The organism is Cytophagaceae bacterium ABcell3 (genome assembly GCA_030913385.1).
Taxonomy (GTDB): domain Bacteria; phylum Bacteroidota; class Bacteroidia; order Cytophagales; family Cytophagaceae; genus ABcell3.
In genome coordinates this window covers 1,543,319-1,569,541 of the sequence record CP133159.1, presented here as the reverse complement: position 1 = coordinate 1,569,541, position 26,223 = coordinate 1,543,319, and the positions used below count along the sequence as shown (strand labels likewise).

18 protein-coding genes and 1 riboswitch are annotated in these 26,223 nt (G+C 39.8%); of the genes, 11 read left to right on the top strand and 7 right to left on the bottom strand.

The features are described 5' to 3' along the window. Nucleotides 1-307: 307 nt before the first annotated feature. Complete coding sequence (locus RCC89_06535) at nt 308-787, bottom strand: GAF domain-containing protein (GenBank protein ID WMJ72818.1); 480 nt, start codon at nt 785-787, stop codon at nt 308-310. Between the two features lie 277 nt (nt 788-1,064). On the opposite strand from RCC89_06535, the gene RCC89_06530 reads away from it, so the two are divergent. Together RCC89_06530 and RCC89_06525 are read left to right on the top strand one after the other, a co-directional pair. Continuing rightward, a complete protein-coding gene (locus RCC89_06530; GenBank protein WMJ72817.1) occupies nt 1,065-2,960 on the top strand; it encodes a transglutaminase domain-containing protein in 1,896 nt (631 codons plus the stop codon). 42 nt (nt 2,961-3,002) lie between these two features. Then, the gene (locus tag RCC89_06525) at nt 3,003-3,818 is read left to right on the top strand and encodes a hypothetical protein (protein ID WMJ72816.1); all 816 of its coding nucleotides are present in this window, start codon (nt 3,003-3,005) and stop codon (nt 3,816-3,818) included. Between the two features lie 640 nt (nt 3,819-4,458). Here the strand turns inward: RCC89_06525 and hslU are convergent. The 3 genes from hslU to lon all read right to left on the bottom strand — a co-directional run bounded on the left by hslU (nt 4,459) and on the right by lon (nt 9,452). Further along, the gene (hslU, locus tag RCC89_06520; protein ID WMJ72815.1) at nt 4,459-5,868 is read right to left on the bottom strand and encodes an ATP-dependent protease ATPase subunit HslU; all 1,410 of its coding nucleotides are present in this window, start codon (nt 5,866-5,868) and stop codon (nt 4,459-4,461) included. Nucleotides 5,869-5,873: 5 nt separating this feature from the next. After that, a complete protein-coding gene (gene porQ, locus RCC89_06515; GenBank protein WMJ72814.1) occupies nt 5,874-6,923 on the bottom strand; it encodes a type IX secretion system protein PorQ in 1,050 nt (349 codons plus the stop codon). Between the two features lie 84 nt (nt 6,924-7,007). Next, nucleotides 7,008-9,452 carry an endopeptidase La gene (lon, locus tag RCC89_06510; GenBank protein ID WMJ75646.1) on the bottom strand — a complete coding sequence of 815 codons (2,445 nt, stop codon included), beginning with the start codon at nt 9,450-9,452 and terminating at the stop codon, nt 7,008-7,010. Between the two features lie 288 nt (nt 9,453-9,740). Here lon and RCC89_06505 point away from each other — a divergent pair, with 288 nt between their 5' ends. Then, nucleotides 9,741-11,798: an OmpA family protein gene (locus tag RCC89_06505; protein WMJ72813.1), complete on the top strand. Its 2,058-nt coding sequence runs from the start codon at nt 9,741-9,743 to the stop codon at nt 11,796-11,798. 35 nt (nt 11,799-11,833) lie between these two features. On the opposite strand, the gene RCC89_06500 is transcribed toward RCC89_06505, so the two are convergent. The 3 genes from RCC89_06500 to ribD form a co-directional block, all read right to left on the bottom strand. Further along, nucleotides 11,834-12,712, bottom strand: coding sequence for a hypothetical protein (locus RCC89_06500; GenBank protein ID WMJ72812.1), 879 nt, complete (start codon nt 12,710-12,712; stop codon nt 11,834-11,836). Between the two features lie 372 nt (nt 12,713-13,084). After that, nucleotides 13,085-17,077, bottom strand: coding sequence for an AAA domain-containing protein (locus tag RCC89_06495; protein ID WMJ72811.1), 3,993 nt, complete (start codon nt 17,075-17,077; stop codon nt 13,085-13,087). A gap of 385 nt (nt 17,078-17,462) precedes the next feature. Continuing rightward, a complete protein-coding gene (gene ribD / locus RCC89_06490; protein ID WMJ72810.1) occupies nt 17,463-18,494 on the bottom strand; it encodes a bifunctional diaminohydroxyphosphoribosylaminopyrimidine deaminase/5-amino-6-(5-phosphoribosylamino)uracil reductase RibD in 1,032 nt (343 codons plus the stop codon). Nucleotides 18,495-18,534: 40 nt separating this feature from the next. Here ribD and prmC point away from each other — a divergent pair, with 40 nt between their 5' ends. The 8 genes from prmC to RCC89_06450 all read left to right on the top strand — a co-directional run bounded on the left by prmC (nt 18,535) and on the right by RCC89_06450 (nt 26,219). Then, the gene (gene prmC, locus RCC89_06485) at nt 18,535-19,383 is read left to right on the top strand and encodes a peptide chain release factor N(5)-glutamine methyltransferase (protein WMJ72809.1); all 849 of its coding nucleotides are present in this window, start codon (nt 18,535-18,537) and stop codon (nt 19,381-19,383) included. 142 nt (nt 19,384-19,525) lie between these two features. Beyond that, complete coding sequence (locus RCC89_06480; GenBank protein ID WMJ72808.1) at nt 19,526-20,416, top strand: SPFH domain-containing protein; 891 nt, start codon at nt 19,526-19,528, stop codon at nt 20,414-20,416. Between the two features lie 597 nt (nt 20,417-21,013). After that, nucleotides 21,014-21,106, top strand: a riboswitch (TPP riboswitch). Between the two features lie 65 nt (nt 21,107-21,171). Next, nucleotides 21,172-21,375, top strand: coding sequence for a sulfur carrier protein ThiS (gene thiS, locus RCC89_06475; GenBank protein WMJ72807.1), 204 nt, complete (start codon nt 21,172-21,174; stop codon nt 21,373-21,375). Between the two features lie 52 nt (nt 21,376-21,427). Further along, entirely contained in the window at nt 21,428-23,287 is a 1,860-nt protein-coding gene (thiC, locus tag RCC89_06470; protein WMJ72806.1) for a phosphomethylpyrimidine synthase ThiC, read from the top strand. A 114-nt stretch (nt 23,288-23,401) separates the two neighbouring features. Then, nucleotides 23,402-24,082: a thiamine phosphate synthase gene (locus tag RCC89_06465; protein WMJ72805.1), complete on the top strand. Its 681-nt coding sequence runs from the start codon at nt 23,402-23,404 to the stop codon at nt 24,080-24,082. Further along, nucleotides 24,057-24,806 (top strand): hydroxymethylpyrimidine/phosphomethylpyrimidine kinase, encoded by a 750-nt coding sequence (locus tag RCC89_06460; protein ID WMJ72804.1) that lies wholly within the window; start codon nt 24,057-24,059, stop codon nt 24,804-24,806. The genes RCC89_06465 and RCC89_06460 overlap by 26 nt, the downstream gene beginning before the upstream one ends. Further along, entirely contained in the window at nt 24,799-25,446 is a 648-nt protein-coding gene (locus RCC89_06455; GenBank protein ID WMJ72803.1) for a thiamine phosphate synthase, read from the top strand. Before RCC89_06460 ends, RCC89_06455 begins: the two co-directional genes overlap by 8 nt. Next, on the top strand, nt 25,443-26,219 hold the full coding sequence (locus RCC89_06450) for a thiazole synthase (protein WMJ72802.1): 777 nt from the start codon (nt 25,443-25,445) through the stop codon (nt 26,217-26,219). The genes RCC89_06455 and RCC89_06450 overlap by 4 nt, the downstream gene beginning before the upstream one ends. The last annotated feature ends 4 nt before the right edge of the window (nt 26,220-26,223 follow it).

Here is a 26,223-nt window from a genome sequence, read left to right as displayed (position 1 = left end):
GACGACTCAGTAAGTTTAACAAAACCAGTTTCGAAAATTTCACGCCTTTGTGCTGAAAGGTTTGGCTCTCAAAGACAGCATTTAATTCTACGCCGTCAGGTCTGTCGACGATGACGGGTATTTAAACGAAAATAGAAATAGCAACAAATTACGCCCCTTCAGGGCTTTCTAGATCGATATTAACGCTAGCTATAATCATAACGCCCCTCCGGGGCTTGGGGTAAAGTCAACTGATTCAAAGGAGGCAAAAGACTGACTTGCCATTTCACTAAAATAAAGTTGTAGAACTAATTTAAGAACCTTACTTCTATTGGGGATTTGTGCGAATGTAATAGCTAATTTCTTCCCCAATCCTCATTAAAGACTCTTTTTCATCATCCGTAAAATCATAGGCGACTGGTTTGGCAATCCCAAGCGTGCCGTACAACGCTCCGTCATAAAGCATGGGAACAGCTATAGAGCCTTCTACTTTCGTTTCTCTTGCTGCAGGTCTTGCCACACCTGAGGCGTCTGTTTGTAAGTTACACATTTCAACAGGCTTCCTCCGTTCTGCCGCTACACCGGCCATACCTTTGCCTACTGGAATTTCCTGCATTTTAGGAAGTAAAAAATCAGGGATTCCTTGCTGCGCCTGAAGCTTCAAAAGTTTTGATCGATGATCAAACATGTGAATGGTACCTGTAGAGCAATCAAAAGATGAAATAACATTTGACAAGAGTTGCTGCCAGTCAACTGCAATCCCTTGCTCCCGAAGGTTATTAAGAATAGATAAAGTTGGAGAACTCATAACTCAAAATCATTAAACCTATACAGTAACATATAAAATGAAAAATTGTTATAAGACGGTTTTCGCCAATATCTCAATGGCGACAAACGGAGCTTCCTTGCTATTGTAACAAGATAGATGTTGCACCCTCTAGAATAATATGGTATCTTCGATAAACGAAATTCTGGTACGTATGTAGCAAGAGTTACCTATCGTGCAAAAAAGTCTCAGAGTTCAAAACCAGCAACCATTATATAATGGATCTGCTATCTAATAACCAGCAGACCGTTTTTTAGTCATGCGCTTTATATTTAACTATTCCTGCCTTAACGTTACATTGAAGAAGTTCTTCATAATATTATTCCTTTTATTTGACTTAAGCTGTTTTCAAGCGGAAAGTCAAATTCCTAATCCTATCCCACCCTCTATAAACAGGTTAAGCAAAAAGTTTGTAAAGAAATATGACAACGACAGTCTTCGTGCAGTAGCCATTTGTAAGTGGACAACCAAGTACATGAGATATGACCTTAAATCATTCGAAAAGTATAAATTTAAGGTCAACAATTATTCATCCAAGAGAAACTTATACCGTAGAAAGGCTCTGTGTTACGGTATAGCCAACTTGTATAAAGAGATATGCGAGGGCGCCGGTATCGAAGCGCAGCTAATAACTGGCTATCCGCTAGAAAATCCAGACAACCCATACATACATTACTACTACAACAGCCATATATGGGTGGCCGTAAAAATCAACAACCGATGGTGGCTGCTTGACCCTACTTATGACCTGGGCTTTGTTCGCATGAAGAGAAGAAGGTTTTTCTTCATTTATAAAATATTGGGTAAGCCTAGCCTGTATAGCAGGTCAAAATTCAAACACTTACCCACAGAGAAGTTCTTGTTCAAAGATGGGCAGACTTTTATGACAACTCATTACCCCATTCTGATCAACGCCCAGTTAACGGATACAAAAGTTGAAATCGACAGCTTCAAAGCTCAAAGCTATTCCATAGGCAGCGGTTACAATACCCTCCTAGACTCTTCCCTTGTTTCACTTAACAAGTTTTCAACGTACGACAAGCATTACCAACTAAAAATAGAAGCCGAACAATCACCATATTCCAATCCAAAAAACAATTGGATAAAATCTGTCAATTATGCCAATTATGTAATGGTAAACAGCCATGATGTCAACAAATCAGACCTAGACACTATTCTTAAATACAGCCCCTTATTTTTAAAAGACAACCGAAAGCTACACAACATCAACAAATCGAGGCTAAAAATTGAAAACAATAAACTCCAAGGTCAATGGAGAAAAGTATACCGCCACAATAACAGCAACAGAAGAACATATATCACAACTTTCAAAGGTTCAAAAGGTAAAATCAGAACAACCGCCTTGGTTAATAAAAGAAATGAAATAAAAACACATAAAGCCTACCAAAAAGCTACTGAAACGCCTAATAAACTTAGAAAGATCGACTCTGCTGGTTTCAGCCAAATAGTATCCCACTATCAGTCCATAGAGCATCAATGCGATTCTTTGAGGGAAAACATAAAATCTAAGTTTTCAGCATTAAATGAGCTACAAAGTCTAGAAAATCAACTTTTTATTGAAACCTACAATCTATATGCACTAAGAAGGCAGCTTATGAAGGCAATTAAGGTTCAAGAGCTTCAACTGTCTTCATATTCTACCCTTAACGCAAGCTACGACAAAGTAGAAGTATTAACAAAGCAAATCGACAGTACCACTAAACTATTACAGCGAGCAACCAAACAACACCTTTCAATGAAGCGAAAAACAATATCTGTTGCAAGCAAAGGTTTTAATAGCTCGAAAGGAATGTTTAACAGAATCAAGACGGTTTACTACCCAGAAAGTCAACCTGAGCTCAAAAGCATAACAGATGCTTGCCTGAATACTACTGTTGAGTTTAAAAACTATTTAATTAGGGCTTACCATTCAGACGAACAACTGTACCATACCCAAAGAACCCACTACAAGGCGCTTAAAAAGTTATTGAGAAAAGAAGGTAAGGCCATACGTCATGCATCAGTAGCTAGAGAAGGAGCCTATGGCAATAAATTAAAATACGAAACAAACAGATACAAAGGCTACAACAGGATATGCACCAAAATCCTCAACAATGCTAAAACGCTAAAAAAGGATTTGAGGACTAATTTATAAAAAAAATGCCTCTTCTATAATTATGTCGCCCCTTCCGGGACTTTGGACAAAGTAAAATCCGAAAATTGGAATGCCATTTTGCAGGACAAACAGGAAGAAATACAAAAAATGAAAGCGAAGTATTTACTCTTATCAAGAAACCCTGAAGCCACTCCCCTCATTGAGATGATGACATTCCTAAAGTCAAAAGGAATTTCTTGTTTCATAGATAACAAGAAAAATCCTGTTTTACTAACAAGTTCCCCAGATGATGTTTTCGAGCTTTATGTTCTAAGGAGCGAAGTTAGCTTGGCTATAAAATTATTAGAACCAAAGGAACTTTTAAACGTAAATAACACATTACCAACACCTAACACATTCCCTAACAAAGTAGATTTTCAAGTAAATTCTTTAAAATACGATATAACTTTCAAGGAAACCGAAATTATTTTAAGAAGAGAGAAACATACTTTTACTTCTACTTTATTTTTTACTGGATCAGTTACAGCAATAACAGCTTATTTTGCATTCACTAGCAAATTTACAGTTAACAACATACTACTTTATATCCTACCAGTACCATTTTTAATAGCTTTTTTCATAGAACTGTCTAACTTTTTTAAGGCTACTGAGATAGTTATCAATTCCAAAAGTAAAGTTATCTATAAAAACAATAAGCCATTCATCCCTTTTAAAGAAATAAAATGCATTTCTCTATATAAAACTTTATCAAATGAAGATAATAACGAAACATTTACATTAGAATTAGAATTAAAAAACAAATCAAGCTTTACAATTGGTGAAACAGATGATATTAATATATATGAGCTTGGCCAGAAAATTTCTAAAATAACAGGAATAAAGATAAGAGTACATTAACCTAATAATGCATTCCACCCCCTCCAAAGGACTGCTGTCACTTGAAGGGGTATGGAGCTTACCGAAAATTCAATCCGCTCATTATTAAGACATTGCGTTACTACTACCCTCAGCCCAATACTTTTATACTGATCCCGATTGAAATTAAGATCTTATGAAAGTTAATTGTTTAGCTGAAAGCTACATTGGATGTTCGTTTTATATGCTAGTGGTCAATTCCGTAGCTGCAAGCGACAGATATCTCGGGTATAGGACATCTGTCGCCCTCTCGGGGCTTATTTATATTTAAATGCCTTTCTATAATCGTATCGCCCTTTCGAGGCTATAGGAAACGATAAATTCCGAAGATTAGAATTACATTTTGCAGGTCAAGAAGAAAGGTTCTACAAAATCCCAAAGGGATGAAATGATCATAGCTTTTGAGCAGTGACCCCGATAAAAGTTGAAATTTTACGAAATTTGATTGTGTAGCTGCAAGCTACATTGGATGTTCGTTTTATATACGAGTGGGCAACTCCGTAGCTGCAAGCTACCGATATCTAGGCATTCAAGGATGGAGGGAATCTATGGTGGTATGTATTATACTAGATAAAAAAATACCGGCCGAAGCCGGTATCTTTAAGAAAATATATTATTTCAATTACAAAATGTATTGGCTCAAGTCCCGGTTCTGAACTAGGCCGGACAGTCGCTCTTCTACAAGTTCTTTGGTAACCACAATCTTTGAATTAGGGCTAATTTTTTCTGGAACATCAAACAGAAACTCATTGAGCAGGTGGCTCATCACGGTATGCAGCCTTCTGGCACCGATATTCTCAACTTCAGCATTTATTTGAAATGCAATTTCTGCTATCTTTTCCAGTGCATCATCTTGATATGTCAACTCTACACTTTCAGATTTCAACAAAGCTTCGTATTGTTTGGTCAAGGCATTTTTAGGTGTTTTCAATATCTTGAAAAAGTCTTCCTTGGACAAACTATCTAGCTCCACCCGTATAGGAAACCTACCTTGAAGTTCAGGGATCAAATCTGAGGGCTTAGAGATATGAAAAGCCCCCGCTGCAACAAAAAGTATATGTTGGGTATTGATAACGCCGTATTTGGTGTTAACCACACTTCCTTCTACAATAGGCAGAAGGTCTCTTTGTACACCTTCGCGGCTAACATCAGGACCACCGCCACCTTTTCTTGCACCTGACGCTACTTTATCAATTTCATCAATAAATATAATACCTGTGTTTTCACAACGCCTGATCGCCTCATCTTTCACTTCATCCATATCGATCAATTTTGCTGCTTCTTCTTCGAGCAAAATTTTCCGTGCATCTGCAATGGTAACTTTCCGCTTCTTGGCCTTCTTAGGCATCAGTCCGCTGATCATTTCCTGGATATTCATCATAGACATTTCATCCATGCCACCACCTATGACCCCGACACCAGGATTAGCGTTCTGCTGCACATTGATTTCAATTTTCCGGTCTTCCATTTCACCGTTACGGATCTTTTCCCGAAAACGCTCACGGGTTTTCTCGTTAAGTTCAGCGTCCTCACCACTATCAGCAGAAGGCGGTATGGCGGTTGACGACCCAGGGAAGACTTTTGCGTCTCCAGGAGTTTTTCTGACAGGTGGGATAAGTGCATCTAAAATGATTTCTTCAACAGCTTGCGAAGCTTTAGATTTCACTTCTTCCTTCTTCTGGCTTTTAACCATGTTTACCGATTGCTCTACAAGGTCACGCACCATGCTTTCCACATCACGGCCTACATATCCGACTTCGGTAAATTTTGAAGCCTCCACTTTAACAAAAGGAGCATTGGCAACACTTGCAAGTCTTCTGGCAATTTCAGTCTTACCGACCCCGGTCGCTCCTATCATCAAAATATTATTCGGCACAATTTCTTTTTGCATATCTGTAGGAGCCAGCATTCTACGCCATCTATTTCTCAAGGCTATCGCTACATTCTTTTTAGCATCATGCTGCCCAATAATATACTTGTCCAGTTCTCCTACAATCTGTTTGGGAGTAAGGTATGAAGGGTTATCTATCATTTTAATCAGTCAGTTATTTTACGATCTTTTCTTTTCACAAAAGCGCCTAAGTCAGAGGTGATGGTCAGGTTGTCCGTACCTCCGGCCAGGTGATAAAAAGCCTTGCTATAGGCAAATTCAAAAGTTTTTACACGCATCATAAATCCAACAGAGAAACCAGCCGGGCCTGTACGGTCTGGCAATCTCATTTCGCGTCTCATCATATGGTTGTATCCAACCCTTATATTAAAATTATCACTTAACAAAAATTCGCCACCAAAAGTAAAATGCCTGGCAACCATATCAAAAACTGTTTTTCTAGGCTTTATTTCATTTCCTTCCAAATCAGTAGCTGTCGGAGCATTTGGATCTAAATATACAATATCTGGCCTATGCAGGTTATGAACAGTTACTGAAAACCGAAAAGGCATATGTTCCGGCTTGTAAGTAAGTCCTAACCTAGCATCAAAAGGCATTGCCAACTGTGTTCCGGGAGTATAGGACGAAAAAGCAAAACCGGCATTCCTGAACACCATACCCACAGAAAAGTCTTTTTCGGGATGTTGAAAAACACCTCCCAGGTCAAACAAGACCCCAAATGCATTGCTAGCCCCAAAATGGGATCCTACAAACTTCAGATTAAGGCCTATGGATATATTGTCAATAGTATGGGAACGCGATGCTATAAATGCATAGTCCCGTGCAGAAAAAGTCCCTGCATCTGTACCATCTTCCAATCTTTTGTCCATGACCCCATAGTCCATATAATGCACACCAAAGCCCCAAGTGTTGCCCCCTATGTTTGTAACATAAGCCAAGGTAGTCGTATGTATGCCTGCAAAGTAAGGCAGATAATTGATAGATAAGCGTTTTTCCATCTGATCGTTCAAAGCACCAGGGTTTTGGAAAAACATATTCACATCATTATCGGCCAGAGACACATTCATACCGCCTATTCCGGCCAGCCTAGCATTAACAGGTACATCAAGAAACCTAAAAGAACTCGATCCCCCAACTTGTGCCATAGAGGGGACGGCAATAAACAATAAAAGAATAAAAGTTACCTGTTTTAACATTACCTTTAAAATAGACTTTTGTTTAGCCCTACAAAAGCCTAACAACGTATCTTTATCATTTCCATTGTGTAAATTTTGCCGTTACTACACCGCACTTTTGGCCGTATTTTCTTTATCCAATTTAATATCCATGGCTTTTTTCACCTTTTGTTTCAGCAAGGCTATTTCCAAAACCTCTTCGGCGTCTTCTACATAATGAATTTTAAGGCCTTTAATATATTTTTCACTTATTTCATCAATATCCTTTTTATTCTTCTTGCAAAGGATTATCTCTTTGATACCTGCGCGTTTTGCTGCCAATATCTTTTCTTTAATACCTCCTACAGGCAATACCTTTCCACGCAACGTAATTTCACCGGTCATGGCCAATTTCTCCCTGACCTTCCTCTGCGTATAGATGGAGGCAAGAGATGTCAAAATGGTAATACCGGCCGAAGGGCCATCTTTCGGAACAGCACCAGCAGGCACGTGCACATGCAGGTCATACTGGTCGAATATCCGATAGTCTAAATCTAAAGAATCGGCATTTGCCCTTAACCAGCTTAAAGCGGCCACGGCAGACTCTTTCATAACATCGCCCAGTTGGCCGGAAAGGGTTAACTTTCCTTTTCCACGATTGATACTGGACTCTACAAAGAGTATTTCACCGCCCACTTGGGTCCATGCCAATCCGGTAACGACACCCGCAACTTCATTGTCCTGATAAATTTCTTTATCAAAGTCTTCTGAACCAAGAATTTTAACAACATCTTCAGGAGTGATTTTTTCTATCTGCTCCTCCCCTTCCATGGCTTTTGTTTTAGCCACATATCTAGCTATTGCAGCCACTTTCCGTTCCAAGTTCCTTACACCCGACTCACGGGTATATCCATCAATAAGCTTAACGATAGCAGGGTTTGAAAATGAAACATCTTTAGGTTTTAGCCCGTGTTCTTCTTTTTGTTTAGGGATCAAGTGCCTTTTGGCAATTTCCACTTTTTCTTCAAGTGTATAACCATTGATTTCTATAATCTCCATTCGGTCTCTAAGGGCAGGATGAATGGTTTCCAATGAGTTGGCCGTGGCTATAAACAAGATGTTCGACAGGTCATATTCTATTTCCAGATAATTATCTGAAAAAGTAGAGTTTTGCTCCGGGTCCAGCACCTCCAATAGCGCAGAAGAAGGGTCGCCCCTAAAATCAGCGCCTATTTTATCAATTTCATCCAATATGAAAACAGGGTTGGAAGAGCTGACCTTTTTTATGCCTTGTACAATTCTGCCAGGCATAGCACCGACATAAGTTTTTCTATGGCCTCTGATTTCAGCTTCATCTTTGACACCCCCTAATGACATTCTGACATATTTTCTACCAAGGGCTTTTGCCACCGACCGCCCCAAAGAAGTTTTACCCACACCAGGAGGGCCATATAAACATAAAATAGGGGCTTTCATGTTTTGCTTCAACTTCAGAACAGCCAAATACTCAACAATCCGTTCCTTTACCTTGTCCAAGCCAAAGTGGTCAGAATCCAAGACTTTTTTCGCCCTTTGTAGGTTAAAATTATCTTTGGTGTACTCATTCCATGGTAGGTCAAGAAGAAACTCTACATAGTTGACAGAGAGAGGATACTCGGAAGCCATTGGGTTCATACGCTCCAGCTTATGTACCTCTTTATCAAAATGCTTTGCCACATATTCTGGCCATTTCTTTTTCTTTGCCCTGATCTTAAAGTTTTCAATTTCCTGATCAGAAGACTCATACCCCAGCTCATCCTGAATTACCTTGATTTGCTGACGCAAATAATAATCACGCTGTTGTTGGTCTATATCGGAGTGCACTTTGCTCTGAATCTCAAATTTCAATTCGAGCATCTGAATCTCTTTGAGCAGAAACTCTAGCAACCGGGTAGCCCGTTCTATACCATCGTTGATTTCCAAAAGCATCTGCTTGTCCTTCACATCTACATTTAAGTTAGACGACAAGAAATGTGTCAGGAAGGCAGGGCTTTCTATGTTGTTCAGGGCAACTTCCGCATCTTGGGGAATTTCAGGATTTAGTTTCAGTATCTTGGCAGCCGAATCTTTTAAAGAAGAAATAAGGGCTTTGATTTCTTTTTTCTTCTTTTGAGGAAATTGCTCTTCCAGTTGTTTGATCCTGGCAACCATAAATGGTTTCTCTTTCAGGACTTCCTCTATTTCAAAACGCTTCTGCCCTTGAATGATAATAGTAGTATTACCATCAGGAAGAATGAGCATTCTAATAATTTTTGCCACAGTCCCTACTTTATATAAATCATTGATAGTAGGGTCTTCTGTATTAGGCGTATTTTGAGCTACTACTCCTATTATTCGGTCTCCTTCATAAGCTTTTTTTACTAGGCGGATAGATTTTTGCCTTCCTACAGTAACAGGTATAACTACTCCTGGGAACAAAACCGTATTTCTAACCGGGAGTATAGGAAGTTTTTCAGGGATATCAATTTTGTTTAAATTTTCCTCTTCTTCTGGAGACAGTAGAGGGATTAGGTCTCCTCCGTCAGATTCCATAAATCTGATCAAAAGATCCTGATTATTCTCTTTTTCCAATTCCTTCTTCGACTTATTCATTTACCACAAAATAGTGTTATGCCAATTTGACATAAAAAAATCATTATTTACCAGATCCTTCATTGAAATGGTATAATTTATATAATTACAAGACTTATGCCAATATTACGACTAATTTTTTTTAAATACGTAGTAATATTGCTGGCATGATTTAATTTAGTTAAATTTAGGCCATACAGCGAAAAATTTTAATACAATTACGGAATAGTTTTTGCAGCTTTCAACCCAATGGTAAATTATCTCTTACAGAAGTCATATTTTTTCATTCTCTTGTTGCTGATCATCACCTCTACCAATGTATTGGGGCAAAAGAGAAACAAGTACCATAGCTCCTCTCTGTCTTCAAAAGGAACATTGAACCAAATAAGTGCTGAGCATCAGTTTACATTTCATAATATCAATAAAACACCTTATTACCACAACCAGTCGAAATACAAAGAAATAAAAAAGCTGGAAGAAAAAGAGAACCTTGAGAAGCTGCTTCCGGCACTTGAGGAGTATGTACGTAACTTTGGTATTCAAAACTTTTCAAGAGACATCAGCTTGCTTTGGAAACTGGGACAACTTTATGAAGTTACCGGAGACAAAGAAAAGGCAAAGTTTATTTACACCATCGCTTTAAAAAACACGCCAAACAAAGGGGAGGATGAACGAGTCAAGCAGTATTTTTCTAATTGGGACAGGAATATTGAAAAAAACTTTTATGTGCCTTTGGAAGAATATTACGAATTGGTGGACTACAGGAGAAACATTGACACCCTAAGGCCTCCTAAAAGTGTATTTTTGAATATGGGGGAATTGGTAAATGATATCAAATACCCAGACTACGGCCCCACTATCAATGTGCAGAGCGACATGATGATATTTACCAAAAGGAAGAAAAGGTTACGCCAAGGCAAAATAGAGCTTGTAGAATCTGAAGACCTTTGGTATAGCAAAAACTACGATGGCTTTTGGGATGAGGCAGAACCTTTTGACCACCCGGTAAACTCGGCATGCAACGAAGGTTCCGCAACAATTTCCCGCGATGGCAAAACCTTATATTTTACGAGGTGCAAGGTAGCAGGCTTTCAATACGACTGTGCAGACGTAATAGGCAACTGCGACATTTATGTCACCCACAAGAAAGAGGACGGTACTTGGGGCAAGCCTGAAAATTTAGGGGAAAATGTAAACACAATCTACTGGGACAGTCAACCTACACTCTCTCATACCGAAGATACTTTGTACTTTGCATCAGACAGGCCTGGCGGCTTTGGGTTATCAGATATTTGGTACACCTATAAAAAGTCAAATGGCACCTGGGCCAAAGCAAAAAACATGGGACCGGTTATCAACACCCGTGAAAATGAGGTTAGCCCATTCTATCATCCCAAATACCATGTCCTTTATTTCAGCTCCAAAGGTCATTTGGTCAATTTTGGCAATTTCGATATTTATAAGTCCACAAGAATCAATGGACAATGGCAGGAGCCAAAAAACATTGGCCCGCTCGTCAATGGAGAAGGTAGCGAATACTACTTTACTATTGATTCAAAATCTAAAGACCTCTTTTACGCAAAGTCGGAGTTAAAGAACCCGGACAACCTAGACCTCCACTCTTTCCCTCTGCCCATGGAAGCTCAGCCCCTAGCCACAACAAAGTTCTCTGGCAGTTTGAAAGACTCCATTTCAGGAGAATCGTTTGAAGGGATTGTATCTATCATTGACATTACAAATGGTGTAGAAGTAGCGCCAAAGTTTATCAAGCTAGACGGGTCTTTTGAGTTTGACCTAATAGACCAAAACGAATACCTGCTTGTCATACAAGGTGACGATTTTTTCAGGATTGAAGAAAAGTTCTTCCTTGATGGGGATGTAAACTATGATATAAAAACCCCATCCATCAAATACAACAAATGGAAGTTTGCATCTCTTGAGTTCGAACCAGGAAAGTCCAAAATATTACCGAAGATGGAAGCGGACTTAAATAAAGTGGTAGACTTTATTGTAGACCACCCTACCTTTAAGCTTAAGATCTCTGGCCATACAGACTCTAAAGGAAACGCAGACCATAACCTCCAACTTTCCAAGCAAAGGGCTCAGTCTATTAAAGAATATATTGTTGAGAAAGGCAAGGTAGACAGAGATAGGATTGAAGCTTTGGGCTTTGGAAGTCAAAAACCACTGGTAGAAGAAAAAACCGAAGCGGACAGGCAGATTAACAGAAGGGTTGAATTTGAAATCATAAAACCAGGCGATAAAAACAAGGCTCCAGAAGACCCTGAAGCAATATCTGACTTTTAGAAATAAATAACAAAGTTCGATACTGACTGCCTATATTATTTCTCCTTTTGTTTCTTTTGCTCAAACAAGAACATCTGCCCTTGTTCATTAGACACAATAAAATCGGTTTTGTTGATAAATACCAATCCCTCAGCCTGTTTAGAACGAGGGAACCTTTGGCAAAGGGCAGGTACTGAAAAATCTATTCCCTCTTCCCCGACGCCATATACATAAACCCTTCCATAACCCAGCAAAGCGAACAAACTACCATCAGGATTAATATCTGCCGCAGTGATCATGCTTCCCAACCTGGCACTGTCAATAGGTGCTGCAATATACGATCCCGCCTGGTCAGATAAACTATACAGTTTCACATTTTTATCGCCCCAATTCTTTGAGAATAAATAGAGGCTGTCTTGGTACCAGTAAAAAGCTTCACAGTCAAAGTTTCTTTCTTTTTTTGGAGGAGGGAACGCTTCTTGGTTTTTATAGGAAAACTGAATCTTTTCTGCTTTGCCGTCCAGTCCTGCTGGCACTTTATAGATAACGAGATCCTTGCGTTTGTGGAAGTTGTTTCCAAAATCTCCTATGTAAATATTGCCTAACGAGTCTTGCGCCAGGTCTTCCCAGTCGTGGTTTACCGCCCCAGAGATCTTATATGAATCGAGCAGCTTTCCTTGTTTGGTAATCTTAAACAAATAAGGCTCGCCGCCACTGTCGTTGTGGGTATACAAAACAATAGAATCTTCACTTGCATAGGCCAAGGCCAATCCTGACGATTCTGGCACCTCTTCAGGCAGACTACCTATGCGCGACACTTTATATTTAAGGTTTTCAGGATATCCCTTAAAACCGTTATGTTTATTGTCAATGGCGCAAGGGCAAATAAGATTCTTAAGAAAAACGTAGAAAGTAAATATTTTAATTTTCAGCATTAGGGTTACCCATTTAGATATCTTATGCTTTATTAGCTTACATAGGCTAGCTTAGTTACTTTTTGCCTCGCCGGCAGGGCCTTACTTTTTTTCTTGGACAAAAAAAGTAAGCAAAAAAGTCAAGGCCTGTGATGAAATTTGCTAAACTTTATTAACCATTACGCTAAAAAATTTGAAACTCACCCTCCTTGCGTCGGGCTCAAACAGCAAATTTTTTGGCCGCTCCATGGTTATAAAGTTCTTAACGCAATTTCATCAATGGCCGCCTAATTTTCTAACAATGGCACATACCGCCATTTAAGGAATGGTCGTATAAAGCATTTTATCATACAAAAAAAACTTATTACTTCCTAGAAACTTAAATGGGTAATCCTATTCAGCATTAAAAGCTTTCCTTATCTGATCCATGGTTTGGGTTTTACTGTCCCAGAACTGTCGACTAAACACTTTGCGTACTTTCCATTTTTTCTCTTTCATTGACAAATGAGCGTATGCATGGAAATCTTTTACAGAAAGCGCCTGATGGTAAATATTGTCATCTGTTAGCAGCAAGCCTACATACCTGTTGTTCGCCTTAACAGAAAGATCTGCAAAAGGCATATCGTCAAGAAGTTCTGGGTCTTTTTCTGTCCTTACATCCAAAAGTCTTTTCCTCAAATACCAGTCACCTCTGTTAATATCCGTCTCTTGTCCTTTAGGCTTATAATTCCCATTTGAAACCTCCCAAGCATATTGGAGATAGTCTTTAAGCAATTTAGGCCCTAAATTCTTCACATGGTCTACCTTCAGTTGGTTCGGCAAAATACTACTTACCAAAAATATTTTATGCCGTGCACGGGTCACTGCTACATTCAGCCTGTTTTCCCCTTTCTCCGCATTTAGACTACCAAACTGCATAGCAAATCTTCCATTTTTATCAGGCGCATACCCAACAGAAAAGATAATTACATCCCTTTCATCACCTTGGACATTTTCAATATTTTTAACAAATAAACTCTCTGGAACAGTCTTTTTGTTTTTAATAGCCCACTCATCTAACAAGTCCCTAATATAGCTTTGTTGCTTATAGTTAAAAGTAACAATCCCCACGGACTGCTCACTATTCTCAAAATAAGCAGACGCCAGTTCCACTACTTTATCAGCTTCTTCACTATTAATGCTGTTTTCCCACAAGCCATCAACTTTCACATATTCAATAGCAGGCGCTTCGTCATTCACAACCCTTACATCAGGCAACAATTTTAAAGTGTTTCGATAAAAGTTTTGGTTAGAGAAACTGATCAATTCAGGCGAACGGCTACGATAGTGCCCCATAAGTTGCACCTGCATTAAATATTTAGAAGTCAAATCAAGAAGAGAATCTACGGCCAATTCTGGTGTGTCGTCTTCTTCTTCATCCCACCTCACTTGATACATATCATTAGGCGCTAATTGCTTGTCATCGCCAGTTACTACTATTTGCCGTCCTCTATACATCGCCGGGATCCCCTTTTCTGCATAACATTGCGAAGCCTCATCAAAAATGACCAAGTCAAACAATTGCTCCATAGGGAATATAGCCGAAACAGTTTCAGGTGACGCCATCCAACATGGCATAAGCTCAAAAAGTTCCTCAGAGAAAGCAGAAACCAGCTTTCGAATCGGCCAAATACGCTTCTTTTTGCTCACCTGGTGTGCCAAATCCCGGTAAGTGACCATATTGTTCAGGCGGTTATAACTGGCATTGGCATACGTCCTTTCACGGGCTTTCATTAAAAGAATCTCGCGGCTCAGCTTTATTTTTTCCTTCACCGCATCCTGAAGCCCTTTTTCAGCCTGCTCCATTTTCAACGAAGACACCATCCGCAATACAGGATACTTAGACTCAATTTGCTCTATCCATTCTAAGTGTAAGCTATTGATAAACAATTTTTCCGCACAGGAAGCACCTCCGTCCTTTACTTCATCAAATAATTTTTCCATGACACTCAGTTCATGGCTAGGCATCTCTGCCGTAATTTTATCAAACTCAGCCAATGAATCGAAGTCTTTTTTCAATGCTGCTGCTAGCTGAAGCGGGTATTCATAGTCTGCAAGAATCTTACTAATCTGCCTACCTGTAAAATACTTCAACCAGTGCGTTTTTTCCTGGGGCACTTTGTTCACAAGCGTCAAGACTCTTTTTATAGCCTTTACAAAGTCTTTCTGAGACGTAGAAGGAATATTAAGATAATCCTTAAGTACCCTCAGCTCAAGCAAAATTTCTTTGGCAGCCAAGGCAAGGTGTTGTCGGTGCATCCACTCCTCCATGGTATGCATGTTTTTGTCTTCTGGAACATCCAATAGCCATACCGCCTCGTTCATCTCTGTAATATTATGCTCCAGGTTCATACGGTTGTCTAACCGCTGGAGAATTTTCTCAAACCCTTCTCTGTTCCACTCCAAGCCATTAGCCACAAAAACCCTTTTCAACAAAAAACGATCTTTAGAGAACAAACGCCAATACAGCCATTTATGCGGTTGTTTACGGGCCTGAAAAGCTTTTTCCACTGCCTCCCGCACCACAACCAACTGTGAAGACTCAATGGATTTTTCTAAGTCCTCTCCTTTAAAACACTCCATAACCTGTTTCTCACGAATAAGAAACCAGTTTATATCTGTCTGTTTATTAAGTACAAACTGCAAAAACTCGTAAACTGCAGGATCGTCTACAAGCTCAAGCAGTTGCTCTGCTTTGTCCCTTCTGTCATTTAGCCACTCACATTCTTCAAAATCCAAAGGTGTATCCAGTACTTCCCTAAGATTATCAGCTAGTTCTGCCTGAAAAAACGGAATATAATCTAAAAGCCTTAAAATTTCTTTTTGGTCTGACAGTGCAAAATCCTTAAAAGACACCCTGTCGTTCCACAGGTATTCAAACCTTCTAAACCTTTCAGCATAAGGAAACCATGCATGAATTTTCCTTACAAATGCATCCTGATCTCCAGATTTAAAATGCCGAAACTCCTGCTTTAAAGGTATATGACGTTCTTCTGGGTCACTATTTAGGTAAAGCTCTTTAACAGATAGTCCAAACTCTTTGTCGTCGTACAAGGCCTGCCTGAACTCTTCAAGTTCTTCAGTAACCTGGTCAATCTGCCTGCTGGTTTGCAAAAACTGCCTTTCAAGAAAGATTGAATCCAAGCTGTTGTTCTTATACTTATACTCACTCAGCCGCTCAGTTTGATGATGAATCTTTTGATAAATAGCCCTTCTATCATTCTTAAAATCATGTACCAGCCCTACAAAGTCGGTAAGTTCATACGCTTGCAATCTTTTGTAAACCACATCAAGGGCAGCCCTTTTTTGACACACTAAAAGAACCCGCTTTCCGGTAGCAATAGAATCAGCAATCAGATTACAGATCATCTGAGATTTACCAGTACCGGGAGGTCCCTGCACTACTACAGAATTACCTTTTTTTACTGCTTTAATGGCATTTTCCTGAGAAGCGTCCATTTTATACGGCGTAAAAAACTGCTCTTCTTTAATTTTGCTCAGGAAGTGAAAACCCGTGCCACCTTTATCATCAATATTTGTTCTGGAAACAAAAAAGTCTTCGAGATCTTTAAAGTTATTGTTATCAATGATTTGCTCGTAGTCAGGAACCAGCCAAGAATCGGCCTGAGGGAAAATACCCAAAACAGCTTCAGGAAGAAGTTTAAGCTCACCATTGGCAGAACCTTCTTCAAAATCGGGCTTTTTAAATTGCTTAAAATCAACAAGCTTATCTATAAATAAATCTTGGTTAAAATTAATTTCCAGTGGACTTTCTTTGAGCAATTCATAAAGCTTAGTCCTAAACATCTGGCTTTCTGAACCAAAATCACTTATAGACGTTTCAATTAAATTTTCATCTAATGCAACCTGATTAAAATAGGCATAAGCCAACAGAAAAGATTTGTTTAGCGATGCGCTTTCTCCTTCTCTCTGAACCATCAGCCATTGATTACCTGAAATTTGCAATTCCACAGGAAAAAACATCAAAGGACATCTGACCAATGTACCGTCATTGAACCGCCCTTGCACAAAAGGCCAGCCAACATACAAGTCTTTCCCCCCTCGCTCTTCATAGATAAAATTGTCCCGTCTCATGACCATCCTCAGCCTACGGCTGGCATTATTTACCCGCTCTTCTCTGCTATCAGCCACATCACACAATGGAATTTTCGCCTTACCAGCTATCAATTGGTCAATTAATGTAAAAGAAGGCGTGTTTTTATAGAGAAAGTCAAAAGTATGTAGATCAATATCCTGCTGAGCAGACAAACGTAACAAAAGAAGCGATCTATTGGAACTGCTTAAGTTTGTCAACTTCCTCAAAAATGATGTTAATATCTTTTGCATTCAATTTTCTATATAATGATCCAAGTCAGCTTATAAACAAGGTTAATGATAAACCAGCCATAACCCTGCCAAAAAAGAATTTTCAAGAAATTCTTGCATCAAAAGCTGATTTAACCTGAATTACTCAATAGATTTCGTCATGAGAGGCAAATAAACAATAAATCAGCACATTGGGGTGGCAAAGCATAGCAGCGCTATGCTTTGCCCACCCAAATGTGAGCGAGACGACTGATTTGAAGTTATTTTGCTACGTAATAGAAAGTTCTATTGCATATTTCAGGTTTAATATACCGGTGATAATACTACATACCTTAGCACTTTGTTAACGAAAAAAACACTATCAGGTTTTAGGTCATTTACTAACCTAAATGAAACCCTCTTTAAATTAAGCTATAAGGTTACGAATTATTCTCAGTTCATCACCTGCGACGTCGTCAATGGTTACCGTTTCTCCTCTTAAACGGGGAGCTGCTATCCCTTCGCCAAAAAACGCTGCCCCTTTAAATATCCTAGCTTCATCCCACAGGTTGCAATCAACGAGGGCTTTAAACAAACCGCTCCCCCCCTCTACAAAGACAGACTGTACATTGCGTTTATATAAATCCTGCATTACATAGTACAAAAAAGGCTCCTGCCCACTGATTTTGACATACCTTTTATGGTCATGCTCCTCATCCTTTATTGAATTGTATACATAAGTGAGCCCTGATCCAAACATAGCGGCATTATCTGATATTTTGAGTTTGCGATCAATCAATGCCTTGATCGGATCTTTTCCATACCAGTCCCTGACATTTAACTTAGGGTCATCATAAAATGCTGTGCGGGTACCTACCATAATGGCATCCTCTTCTGAGCGCCACTTGTGCACCAACATCCGCGAATAAGAATTACTGATCCACTTTGAATCATAGTTAGACCTTGCAATAAAACCATCAGCTGTTTCTGCCCATTTAAAAATAATGTATGGTCGCTTTTTATTGATATAGGTAAAGAAGCGCTTATTAATTTCATCTGCTTTATCTTCCAATACGCCTGTATCCACCTCAATACCTGCTGCTTTTATCTTATCGTTGCCTTTGCCACACACCAAAGGATTAGGGTCGGCACTCGCCACCACAACCCTTGAAAAAGGATACTGAACAATTAAATCAGCACAGGGAGGCGTTTTGCCATAATGAGAGCATGGCTCAAGTGTTACGTACAAAGTGGCTCCCATAAGGTCTTGTTTATGTCTAACACTATTGATCGCATTTACCTCAGCATGAGCTTCTCCATATTTTTGATGCCAACCTTCTCCTATAATCCTTTTATCTTTAACAATTACACACCCTACCATGGGATTGGGGCTTACGTTGCCGGCTCCTTTTACAGCTAGCTCAAGCGCCCTTTGCATAAAAACCTTATCCTGATCCATAAGTATTCTTATATTTGAAAAGCTAAAATAGATAGTTCCAGTGGGAAATACAGCAAAAAAACTATTTGATTCAACATATTCAGCCTTACAATTGCCCGATGAAAATGAAAAAAAAGCCATTGCCTATGTGCTTTTGGAGCATTTTGGAGGAATTGAGAAAAAAGATATACTAGTTGACAAAGCACTTTCAGAATCCGTAGTCATCCCCAAAGAAATCATAACCAGGCTTAACCAAGAAGAGCCATTGCAATATATCCTTGGCGAAACTGAGTTTTATGGAAGGAGGTTTCTGGTAAACCCTTCCACTCTGATTCCACGTCCAGAAACAGAAGAACTGGTAAACCTGATGATCCAGCAACACAAAAACAAACCCAACCTTGAAATTTGCGATATAGGAACCGGTTCCGGCTGTATACCCATAACCTTGGCCGCCGAACTCCCACAATCCAAAGTTACCGCTACCGACTTTAGCAAAACGGCTCTTGAAACAGCCAAAAAAAACGCCGATCTAAACCATGTTCAAGTCCAATTTATACTTCATGATATATTAAAAGCCCCCCTTCCACAACCTTTTGATATTATAGTCAGCAATCCCCCTTACGTCACCGAGGCAGAAAAAGGACAAATGGAAAAGAATGTGCTGGACCATGAACCTGCCACAGCACTTTTCGTACCTAATGACAATCCGCTACTTTTCTATAAAAGGATAACCCAAGAGGCCTCCGAGAAACTAAAACCTGGCGGGTGCCTGTATTTTGAAATAAATGCACAATTTGGGAAAGAAACCGCTAATGAACTTAAAAAAGCCGGTTTTTCTGATATAAAAATCATTAAAGACCTCTGTGGAAAAGACAGGTTTGTCTCGGGCAGTTTGCAAACCACTGTTTAAGCAAATTAAACGCTATAACCACTACAGCTTTAAAAACTGGCAAAGTTATTGCATGATCGGTAAAAGAAGCAATCTAACAAACAAAACACAGTTTGCAGAAGATTGCCATTATGTTATTTTTTTACCACTTAAAAGCACGATTATGAAAAATATCATCCGTTCACTATTAATCGCCGTATTAGTCACTTCTCTTCTTACTAGCTGCGCAGTAGTCATGCCTGATCAAGTAGCGGTCAAAAGAAGACTAGGAAAACTGGACAATGTGTCTAAAGAACCTGGAACCGTAGTATTCAACCCTTTTACAACCAAAGTAGTTAGGGTGTATGTAAGAACAAAAAATGTAAACATCAACGAGAGCTTACCATCACGTGAAGGGCTTACCATTCAATCAGAAAGCTCTATACTGTATAGCTTAAAAGCCGCTGAAGCACCAAAAATTTTAAAGGAAACCGGTCTAAATTATGAAATAGATCTTATACTCCCAGTATACAGATCAGCAGCGGCAGACATCTGTTCACAATATGATGCCAAAGACATGCACAGTGCAAAAAGGGCACAAATAGAAATTGCCATTCAAGAACGTATGGCGAAAGTTTTAGAGCCTAAAGGCTTTATTATTGAACAAGTACTCTTAAAAAACATCCAGCTTCCTAGGCGGATAAGCGAGTCAATTGAAAGAAAGCTTGAAGCGGAGCAAGAAGCCCTGCGAATGGCCTTTGTTTCTGAAAGGGAGCGCAAAGAAGTGGAGCGTCAAATCATTATAGAGGAAGGCAACAAACAAATGGCCATTATCAAAGCAGAAGGTAAAAAACAAGCAGCCATTATAGAAGCTCAGGCAGAAGCGGAAGCACTGGAAATACAAGGGCAGGCTTTAAAGAAGTATAACCTACTGGTTGGAAATTCCTTATCACCTAATCTATTAAAGTTAAAACAAATAGAGGCATTCCAGGGACTTTCTCAAAGCCAAAACTCAAAACTCATGATCATGGACAAAGAGACCCCTATCATGAACATGTTTGGCGGCAAAGATTAAACGAATAGGATTACCCATTTAGTCATCTAATGTTTTAATTAACTTAGCAAGGCTCGAATAGTTGCTTTTTGCCTCGCCGGAAAGGCCTTACTTATTTTCTAACAATGGCACATACAGCAAATTTAGAAAGACAGCTTAAAGCATATTATTATACAAGTAAAAAAATATTACTAAATAGGTAGTCCTATAAACTAATAATAACTCCATATAAGCTCCGGCGCCTTAACATTAGGAGGCCGGAGTTCTTTTTTTCTAATTTCACCCGTTTTTCTTCTTCAAATACCACCCAAACGCCCACTCTCCCAAAACAAAAACTAAGGACATCAAACACTAAGCTTCTAAACAATAAATCAAGAAATTGGTTATACACCCAAAACCTGACTAGGTTATAACTTGAATTATGCAATAGCTTTTGCCATGAGGAGCGAAGCAAGAATCAATCAGCGCTTTTTGGCCGCAAAGCATAGCAGCGCCATGGTTAGAGCAAAGCGTCTGATATGAAATAGTTTTGCTGCGTAATAGAGCGTTCTAGAGCACAATTAAGGTTTAAATACCCAGAGAAACTTGAATTTTAAAATATATCTATCTACATTTACTCAAGTACTTTAGGGGTGCCTGAACAGGGCTGAGATTATACCCTTTGAACCTGATGCAGTTAGTGCTGCCGAAGGGAAAAGTTTCGTATAACGTACGACTCTCCTGTCATTTGTCATTCTCCCCTTCTGTTTATTCACACTTAAAATCTTCTGTGAAAAATGGAAATCTTTATTAACAACGAAAAAGCCACTGTTGACACTGGCAAAAACCTATCAGATTTACTGAAGGATATCTCCTTGCAGGAAACTCGTGGCATAGCCATAGCCATCAACAACCAAGTAATACCTAAAAAAGGATGGAGTGAATATGCCCTCAACGACAAAGACAGGGTAACCATAATCACTGCAACACAAGGAGGTTAAAAACTACTAAAAACAAATCCAGAATTATTTTCCCACTAAAAAATATCAAAGTATGAAAAAAGACAAAGTACCAGGACAGGAGAGCATAACCAGAGACCCTTTTCCGGCCTCAAAGAAAGTGTATGTTCCGGGAAAAATCCATGATATAAAAGTTGCGATGAGGGAAATATCCCTTGAAGATACTATTCATAAATTTGCCAACAAACCTGCTGAAAAGAACCCTTCTGTTACAGTTTATGACACAAGTGGACCTTACACAGATGACAATGCAGATATAAATCTAAAAAGCGGACTGCCAAGGCTCCGTGAAGAATGGATCCAAAAAAGAGGCGATGTTGAAGAGCTACCAGACGTAACCTCAAGTTACGGCAAGCAAAGGGCGGAAGACGAAAACCTAAAGCCTTTACGCTTTGAACACATCAAAAGACCTCTAAAGGCAAAGCCAGGTGCCAACGTTTCCCAACTGCACTATGCAAGAAAAGGTATTATAACGCCTGAGATGGAGTATATTGCCATACGTGAAAACCAAAGAATCGAAGAGGTAAAAGATACCATGGGCCAACATAAAGGCCAAAGTTTTGGTGCCAATACCCCAAAAGGTCTTATTACGCCAGAATTTGTAAGAGATGAGGTGGCGGCAGGAAGGGCTATAATCCCAGCCAACATAAACCATCCTGAAAGTGAGCCTATGATCATAGGCCGTAATTTTTTGGTAAAGATCAATGCCAACATAGGCAACTCTGCTGTTTCTTCAAGCATTGAAGAAGAAGTAGAAAAAGCAGTTTGGGCATGCCGTTGGGGCGCTGATACCATTATGGACTTGTCTACCGGCAAGAATATCCATGAAACTAGAGAGTGGATCATCAGAAACTCGCCAGTACCTATCGGAACCGTACCTATTTACCAAGCACTTGAAAAAGTAAACGGCAAAGCCGAAGACCTAACTTGGGAGATTTTCAAAGACACTCTTATAGAACAAGCAGAACAAGGTGTTGATTATTTTACTATTCACGCCGGAGTACTTCTACGTTATGTTCCGCTCACTGCCAAAAGGGTAACAGGCATCGTATCGAGAGGCGGTTCCATTATGGCCAAATGGTGCTTGGCGCATCACAAAGAAAGCTTCCTTTACACCCATTTTGAGGAAATATGCGAAATCATGAAGGCTTACGACGTTTCCTTCTCACTTGGTGATGGACTAAGGCCTGGCTCGATTGCCGATGCCAACGATGCTGCACAGTTTGCCGAACTAGAAACTTTAGGCGAACTGACCAAGATTGCATGGAAACATGATATTCAGGTAATGATCGAAGGCCCTGGTCACGTACCAATGCACATGATCAAAGAAAACATGGACAAGCAATTGAAAGAATGCCATGAAGCACCTTTCTACACGCTTGGGCCATTAACTACAGATATTGCGCCTGGTTATGACCACATTACCTCTGGTATTGGTGCTGCTATGATCGGTTGGTTTGGCTGTGCTATGTTATGTTATGTAACTCCAAAAGAACATTTAGGACTTCCTAACAAGAAAGACGTTAAAGACGGTGTAATTACTTATAAAATAGCTGCCCACGCCGCAGACCTTGCCAAAGGACACCCTGGCGCACAATACAGAGACAATGCACTCAGCAAAGCCAGGTTTGAGTTTAGATGGCAAGACCAGTTCAACCTTTCACTGGATCCAGATACGGCCAAAGAATTCCATGACGAAACACTTCCTGCCGAAGGGGCTAAAGTAGCACACTTCTGCTCGATGTGCGGCCCTAACTTCTGCTCTATGAGGATAACGCAAGACGTTAGAGAATTTGCCGAAAAAGAAGGGCTGTCAGAAGATGAGGCACTAAAGAAAGGAATGGAAGAAAAGGCAAAAGAGTTTGCTGAAAAAGGTGGACAGATCTATTCTTAATATGGGCTGAACATTTTCCCAACAATGGGTTATAGTTATACTTCTGAATAATTCATAACCACCATACTGCCTGAGAAACTGTGACCTCAGGCAGTATTAAAACAAATTTATCTTATGAAACTGGCCATTTTCAGTGCTCCCGAATATTATGAAGGCGAAGAAAAGTTAGTAGAAACTTTTCTGGGCGCAGGACTGGAGTATTTCCATCTGCGGAAACCCGGATGGGAAGAAACCCAGTTCCATAAATACCTAAAAAAGATCCACCCGATATTTTATAGAAAAATAATTCTGCACGGCGGGTTTGGCCTGATCAAAAAATACAACCTCAAAGGCATTCACCTGAATGGAGAGGCCATAAAAATGCGCAAACTAGAAGAGTTAAAATATATTATGAAGGGCGCAAGGATCCGAGGTCTGAAAATAAGTTCTTCTGCCCATTGTTTTGAAGAGCTTGAGCAGTATGGAAAAAACTTCAGCCACTTGTTCTTAAGCCCTGTTTTTGACAGCATCTCCAAAAAGGGGTATAAAACAGGTTTCAACCTCAATGAGATAAAGGAGAAACTTGACAAACGAAGAGAAGAGCGCTCCGCGACAGAAATATGGGGTTTAGGAGGAATTAATTCAGAAAACCTGCCCAAAGTCTTTCAAGCTGGCTTCACAGGGGCTGCTGTATTGGGTACAATCTGGAACAGGTATACTTCAGGTGGAGCGGATATGGCATTTGATGAATTTGAAAATTTAAAACAAGCTTATTCATTGAGCAAAGAAAATGATAGAGAGACCTTCACTTCTTAGCATTGCCGGCTTTGACCCAAGTGGCGGAGCAGGCATACTTGCTGACATAAAAACCTTTGAAAATAACAGGGTTTATGGGCTAGGGATTTGCTCAGCCTTGACTTTTCAAAATGACAGTGAGTTTATAGGATTGAAGTGGGTTCCTGAAGAAGACATTAAGCAACAAGCAGAAGTGCTTTTTAGAAGGTTTCAGCCTGAGTGGGTCAAGTTTGGGCTTATTGAAAACTTGAAAGTCCTGCACAACTTGGTATTTTGGTTAAAGGAAAGGTTACCTAACACTCAAATAGTTTGGGATCCAATATTAAAAGCCAGTGCGGGATACTCTTTTCATAGCGACATCTCGCTAAAAGAGGTGCAAGAAATAGCAAGCGAGCTTTTGCTCATAACGCCCAATACAAATGAAATGAGGCAAATGCTGCCAGAACTAACCGCTAGCGAAGGTGCAAAATATTTAAGCAAGTACTGCCATGTTTTATTAAAAGGCGGGCATTCACAGGGAGATACAGCCAACGATATATTATATAAATCAAATGGCACTGAAGTAGTTTTTAAAAGCAAAAAATTAAACTTGGACAAGCATGGCACAGGCTGTGTGCTGTCATCTGCCATTTTAGCGAACCTTTCTAAAGGATACGACTTGGAAGAGGCTTGCAAAGAAGGAAAAGAATATATTACAGACTTTATTAAAAGCCATCAAGGCTTATTAGGTTATCATTATGCCTGAAATATCAGATTTACATTATATTACACAAGACCATGTAAAAGATTTCTCTCATGCACAATTAGCGGAAGTAGCTTGTCAGGGAGGAGTCAAATGGGTACAGTTGAGGACAAAAAATGCCTATGAAAAAGACTGGGAGCTACATGCATCACAAACACAAGCAGTTTGTAAAAAATACGGGGCAAAATTTATCATCAATGATAACCCAACCCTAGCCAAAGCGCTTAAAGCAGATGGCGTCCATTTAGGAAAAACAGACATGGATCCTGCAGAAGCCAGAGAAATTTTAGGAAAAGGCTTTATCATAGGCGGTACAGCAAATGACTTTGAAGATATCCTTCGACTAGCTGATGCCAATGTTGACTATATCGGACTCGGTCCATTTAGGTTTACCCAAACCAAAGAAAAACTTAGTCCTGTTTTAGGGTTGGAAGGGTATCAGAAAATTATGGACCAATGCCGGATCAATAACATACATATTCCAGTCATAGCCATTGGAGGAATAAAGCCCGAAGACATAAATGGCATATTAAAAACAGGAATACATGGTATAGCTGTTGCTTCAGCCATTAACCTTGCGGAAAACAAACAAGAAAGTGCCGCACGATATATAGAGACTTTAGAAAAAGCTGCATTATCATGACAAAATTAAAAATAGCAGATAAAGAATTTACTTCCCGCCTATTCACAGGCACAGGAAAGTTTAGTTCCGGAAAATTGATGGAGGAGTCGTTACTGGCATCGGGTTCTGAATTGGTAACCGTTGCCTTAAAACGTGTGGACATCCAGAACAACAAAGATGAAATCCTCCCCTATCTCCACCACCCACAATTTAACCTCCTGCCCAACACTTCTGGGGTTCGCAATGCAAAAGAAGCTGTTTTTGCAGCCCAGCTAGCCCGGGAAGCACTGGAGACCAATTGGCTTAAACTGGAAATACACCCAGATCCAAAGTATTTGCTCCCAGATCCTGTGGAAACTTTAAAAGCCGCTGAAGAGCTGGTTAAGCTAGGATTTGTTGTCCTACCTTATGTTAATGCAGACCCTGTACTTTGCAAAAGACTGGAAGAGGCAGGAACAGCAGCCGTTATGCCTTTAGGGTCACCCATCGGAAGCAACAATGGACTGAATACCAAAGCCATGCTAGAGATCATTATAGAGCAAAGCAAAGTACCAGTAGTAGTCGATGCAGGCATAGGTGCCCCCTCGCATGCCGCTGAAGCCTTGGAAATGGGCGCAGACGCAGTATTGATCAATACAGCCATTGCCGTTTCCTCTGACCCTGTACAAATGGGCAAAGCATTTAAAATGGCGGTAGAAGCAGGCAGAATGGCTTATGAGGCCAAGCTTGCCAAACATAACAAGCAGGCACAGGCAAGCAGTCCCCTTACAGCATTTCTTGACGAAATTGGTTAAAACG

What these genes read in the sequence shown, in the direction of transcription:
- RCC89_06530 (WMJ72817.1), top strand. Translation starts at nt 1,065, where the DNA reads ATGCGCTTTATATTTAACTATTCCTGCCTTAACGTTACATTGAAGAAG.
- RCC89_06465 (WMJ72805.1), top strand. Translation starts at nt 23,402, where the DNA reads ATGAAACTGGCCATTTTCAGTGCTCCCGAATATTATGAAGGCGAAGAA.
- porQ (WMJ72814.1), bottom strand. Translation starts at nt 6,923, where the DNA reads ATGTTAAAACAGGTAACTTTTATTCTTTTATTGTTTATTGCCGTCCCC.
- RCC89_06495 (WMJ72811.1), bottom strand. Translation starts at nt 17,077, where the DNA reads ATGCAAAAGATATTAACATCATTTTTGAGGAAGTTGACAAACTTAAGC.
- RCC89_06480 (WMJ72808.1), top strand. Translation starts at nt 19,526, where the DNA reads ATGAAAAATATCATCCGTTCACTATTAATCGCCGTATTAGTCACTTCT.
- RCC89_06460 (WMJ72804.1), top strand. Translation starts at nt 24,057, where the DNA reads ATGATAGAGAGACCTTCACTTCTTAGCATTGCCGGCTTTGACCCAAGT.
- ribD (WMJ72810.1), bottom strand. Translation starts at nt 18,494, where the DNA reads ATGGATCAGGATAAGGTTTTTATGCAAAGGGCGCTTGAGCTAGCTGTA.
- hslU (WMJ72815.1), bottom strand. Translation starts at nt 5,868, where the DNA reads ATGATAGATAACCCTTCATACCTTACTCCCAAACAGATTGTAGGAGAA.
- thiC (WMJ72806.1), top strand. Translation starts at nt 21,428, where the DNA reads ATGAAAAAAGACAAAGTACCAGGACAGGAGAGCATAACCAGAGACCCT.
- lon (WMJ75646.1), bottom strand. Translation starts at nt 9,452, where the DNA reads ATGGAATCTGACGGAGGAGACCTAATCCCTCTACTGTCTCCAGAAGAA.
- thiS (WMJ72807.1), top strand. Translation starts at nt 21,172, where the DNA reads ATGGAAATCTTTATTAACAACGAAAAAGCCACTGTTGACACTGGCAAA.
- RCC89_06505 (WMJ72813.1), top strand. Translation starts at nt 9,741, where the DNA reads ATGGTAAATTATCTCTTACAGAAGTCATATTTTTTCATTCTCTTGTTG.
- RCC89_06535 (WMJ72818.1), bottom strand. Translation starts at nt 787, where the DNA reads ATGAGTTCTCCAACTTTATCTATTCTTAATAACCTTCGGGAGCAAGGG.
- RCC89_06500 (WMJ72812.1), bottom strand. Translation starts at nt 12,712, where the DNA reads ATGCTGAAAATTAAAATATTTACTTTCTACGTTTTTCTTAAGAATCTT.
- RCC89_06450 (WMJ72802.1), top strand. Translation starts at nt 25,443, where the DNA reads ATGACAAAATTAAAAATAGCAGATAAAGAATTTACTTCCCGCCTATTC.
- RCC89_06455 (WMJ72803.1), top strand. Translation starts at nt 24,799, where the DNA reads ATGCCTGAAATATCAGATTTACATTATATTACACAAGACCATGTAAAA.